The organism is Brevundimonas sp., from assembly GCF_041688735.1.
Taxonomy (GTDB): Bacteria; Pseudomonadota; Alphaproteobacteria; order Caulobacterales; family Caulobacteraceae; genus Brevundimonas.
Genome location: NZ_JBDNHO010000079.1, coordinates 1 through 3,305 on the forward strand (window position 1 = coordinate 1; position 3,305 = coordinate 3,305).

Sequence of the window (3,305 nt, forward strand, 5' to 3'; positions counted from 1 at the left end):
AGCGCAGCGTCTCAAGGGGGATGGCCTTGCCACTGGCGGCGCAGGTCACGAACCGGCCCGGTTTCAGCACGGCGTATTCGCCGTCGCCGTAATGCAGGGTGGCCTGTCCGGTCGCGCTGTCGCTCATGGCCGCAGGCTAGACCACTTTTGCTTCAGGTCGAATCGACCTGAATCCAAAAAATGGTCCAGAATCATGCTGGAGCGAAATCTGAGCCTTGATGGACTGCGTCCATCAAGACCGATTTCGCTCTAGCGCGCGTGACCCGGCGCAGCCAAGTCTCGCCGGTCAGAACAAGTCGCCCTGGCCGGGGGGCGCAGGCTTGCCCCGCGCGGGCGATGCGGGCCGGGGTCGAACCGGAGCCGCCTCGTCGCCGTCGATCCGCGCGCCGCGCGCGCCGTCGGCGAAGACCAGACGCACGGCCTGACCGTCCGAAAGGGCGGCGGCCGAGGCGATCATGGCGCCGTCCTCGGCCTCGATCCGCGCGAAGCCGGGCTTGGGTCGTTTGGGATCGAGGGTGGAGAGGGCGCGGGCCAGGGCCGAGAGGCGGGCCTCGTCGCGATCCAGCCTGGGGCGCAGGGTCTGGGCGAGACGTCCCGACACGGCCTCGAGCCGGGCGGCGCGCTGGTCCAGCCGTCTGTGCAGCGGGGCGGGGGACAGGCGATGGCCGAGCCTGAGCAGCCGCCCCTCGTGCGCGGTCACATTGGCCGACAGGGCCGAGGCGAGGCGGTTCGAGGCGTGGGCCAGGCGATCCCGGATGCGGTCGGTGCGCTGGCGAAGCAGGGCCGGGCTGAGGCGACCGCCCGCGCCGATCAGGCGGCGTTCATGGATCGCCAGATTGGCGGTCAGGCCCGAGGCGAGCCGGCTGCCCGCGTGGTCAAGCCGCTGCTGGGGCAGGGCCAGCAGGTCTTCGGGACGGGACGGCAGGCCGCGCGCGGCGGCCCGCAGACGGGTGCGGCGGTCCTCGATGACCCGTCCCCCCGCGCGGGCGAGACGGCGGTCGAGGTCCGAGACGGCGTAGCGCAGGTCAGCCAGCACCGGGGTGGCCATCTCGGCGGCGCCGGTGGGCGTCGGCGCGCGGCGGTCGGAGACGAAGTCGATCAATGTGGTGTCGGTCTCATGCCCGACGGCGGAGATGATCGGGATGGAGGCGGCGGCGACCGTGCGCGCCAGGGCCTCGTCATTGAAGGCCCAGAGGTCCTCGACCGAGCCGCCGCCGCGGGCGACGATGACCACGTCGGGGCGGGGGATGGGGCCGCCGGGCGTGATGGCGTCGAAGCCGCGGATGGCGTTGGCGACCTGGGCCGAGGCGGCGTCGCCCTGGACCACGCAGGGCCAGACGATGACGCGGCAGGGCCAGCGTTCGGCGATCCGGTGCAGGATGTCGCGGATCACCGCCCCGGTCGGGCTGGTGATGACGCCGATCACCGCCGGGAAGGTCGGGATGGGCCGTTTGCGCGACGGCTCGAACAGGCCCTCGCCGGCCAGTTTGCCCTTCAGCCGCTCAAACTGGGCCAGCAGGGCCCCGGCGCCGGCGGCCTCCATGGTCTCGATGACGATCTGGTACGAGGAGCGGGCGGGGTAGGAGGTGATCTTGCCGGTGACGATGACTTCCAGCCCGGACTCCGGCCGGACGCCGAGCCCGCGTACCGACCCCTTCCAGATCACGCCGTCGATGGCGGCCTTGTCGTCCTTGAGCGTCAGATAGACGTGGCCCGAGGCGTGGTGATTGACCTTGGAAATCTCGCCCCGCAGCCGGACATGGCCGAACCGGTCCTCCAGCGTGCGCTTGAGGGCGAACGACAGCTCGGAGACCGTCTGGGGCGGATTGTTGTCGCGGGGTGCCGCGGATTCGTCGGCCGGACCCTCGAAGACGTAGGAGTCGTCGCTCATGGGGGGAGACTAGCGGGGGGAGGGCGCGGCGGGAATGGGGAAGGGTCGTGCGGTGCGTGATGCAGGGGAAGCCGTCTGTTCGATGCCAGGCGAAGCCGGACATTTACCTCTGATCCTAGAAGCGGACAGTCTGGTCGTCGGCAAGGGTGTAGGCTGTAAAACTCCCTCGTCCGACCCGTTTGGCGAAATACGACCACTCAGACCCCCAATTTTTGGCTCTGTGGCTACGCAGGACCGCGTGCGAGGGAATTCTCCGGCCAACTAAAAAGTCCGTACGAAGTTTTCACACAGCCTCGGTGGACAGCGGAAGTTCGCATCCGGAATGCTATGACCCAGGTGCACACGCCGCCCGGATGATCGAGGGGTCAAATGACTAAACCGATATTCGCTCCTGTCGTTATCGGCGCGCTATCCACGCGGAAGAAGGACAAACTTTACGCCGCCGTTGTCGATGATAACGGCCAGCAGCGATCCGCGCTTTGGCGGTTCTGGTCGCACAATACTGACTTTTACGGTGCCGGTCTGGCGCCGGGCAGCACCAAAATGAGCCTTCACGCCTCGGGGCTTTGCCGCTGGGCACACATCGAATCTGGATACATGGGCGATCCAAAAGCTGATCGTGCCATCATCAAATGGGAGAGGCCGGTGCCCTTGGAGGAGCCAAAACTTGTGGCTCGCATAGTGTTCCCTGGGAACCACCTCGCGCCCCCAAAACCCCTTGAGCCGTTCAAGGGTATGCTGCTGAAGGTGCCTATGCCGCCGCCCGGGCGAGCAGCATATCTCGGCGTTTACTCTACGTCATCGGACCCGCGAACCCTGTCGCTCCCGACGACACCTGCCCGGGAGCTTCTCGCTGCGCGGTTAGCCTCCGGCGAGACGTTCCTATTGGCGACTGAAGTCGGCGACATGCCGCCCCTGCCGCAGGGTCTGCGGCTGAACTATTCGAGCCGGGATTCAACGGTCACGCCGCAGAGTATAGAGGGCGACCGAGTGGTGATGAATATCTGGACCGACCCCGGTGCCGATGGGGCTGCGACCTGCATAGAACTCTCCGGCTGCGTGCGGAGTGGAGCAGTCGATGTCCCTGGCCTGACGTTCTCGCTGAACGACGTGCACGTGCAGGACTCGGACCCGTCGAACGACAGCTAAGGGTCGAACCCGTCACAGGCAGCCGGCCGCGAAGAGGACCTTGGCGAGGTCGCCCCGTGAGCGAACTCCGCGACGCCCAGGCTGGCGACCGCAGGAAAGGGAGATTAGGTGTTCGGGACCTTGATGCCTAGAGCGTTCGCCGCTCAAGTTGACGTATAGCCATCATGCCGGAAGTAGTTGGCGCATTCCTGGGGTGTGAAGGCCTTGAGGATATCGCCGATGCGGTCCCAGAGGCCCGTCATTGTGGTCTCGGCGGCGGCTCGCA

The 3,305-nt window shown here is 67.1% G+C and carries 3 protein-coding genes; 1 reads left to right on the forward strand and 2 read right to left on the reverse strand.

Annotated features, from left to right (window positions below):
* Both ACESMO_RS08270 and xseA read right to left on the reverse strand, forming a co-directional pair.
* Window positions 1-127, reverse strand: a 127-nt coding sequence (locus ACESMO_RS08270; RefSeq protein WP_372707686.1) for a DUF2093 domain-containing protein, incomplete at its 3' end; no start/stop codon positions are given.
* Window positions 128-286: 159 nt separating this feature from the next.
* Window positions 287-1,891 carry an exodeoxyribonuclease VII large subunit gene (gene xseA / locus ACESMO_RS08275; RefSeq protein WP_372707684.1) on the reverse strand — a complete coding sequence of 535 codons (1,605 nt, stop codon included), beginning with the start codon at window positions 1,889-1,891 and terminating at the stop codon, window positions 287-289.
* A gap of 369 nt (window positions 1,892-2,260) precedes the next feature.
* Between xseA and ACESMO_RS08280 the strand changes: the two genes are divergently transcribed.
* Window positions 2,261-3,040, forward strand: coding sequence for a hypothetical protein (locus ACESMO_RS08280; protein WP_372707685.1), 780 nt, complete (start codon window positions 2,261-2,263; stop codon window positions 3,038-3,040).
* Window positions 3,041-3,305 lie beyond the last annotated feature (265 nt).